Origin of the sequence: Paenibacillus sp. GbtcB18 (genome assembly GCF_019091125.1) — a bacterium.
GTDB lineage: Bacteria > Bacillota > Bacilli > Paenibacillales > NBRC-103111 > Paenibacillus_F > Paenibacillus_F chitinolyticus.
Map to the genome: position 1 here is coordinate 1 of NZ_JAGXJX010000168.1, position 380 is coordinate 380.

1 protein-coding gene is annotated in these 380 nt (G+C 34.5%); it reads left to right on the top strand.

The window, feature by feature from the left end:
* The coding region (locus KVT34_RS29955) for a hypothetical protein (protein WP_217563265.1) at nucleotides 1-369 on the top strand (369 nt) is incomplete at its 5' end.
* Nucleotides 370-380: the final 11 nt, after the last annotated feature.

A 380-nucleotide genomic window follows, 5' to 3' on the forward strand; every position in this document is an offset into this window, starting at 1 on the left:
AAAGCCGCAATGAACTATGTAAGAGCCTATATTGAAATGGATCGAAAAAAAATGAATGAATTACAATACAAAAAATTTGATTTTGGAGAAGATCGAATTAAACATCCAGGTGCTAGTAAGGGAATGAAGGAGCGATATGACTTATACCGATTTGACTTAAAAGAAGGAGAAAATGAGTATTACTATCGTGTGAAATACTTTGATCCTGTAGAAAATGCACAGATGGGAATGAAATTGAAAGTAGTAAAAGATGAAAAGGACGGGAAATGGAAAAATTACGAATGGAACTGGGATGGTCATAATAGTTTAGATTCTATTGTGGGTAGTATAGAGCCAGTTCATGTCCATAAATGGGGGCAAAAGGTATGAAACAACTGTTC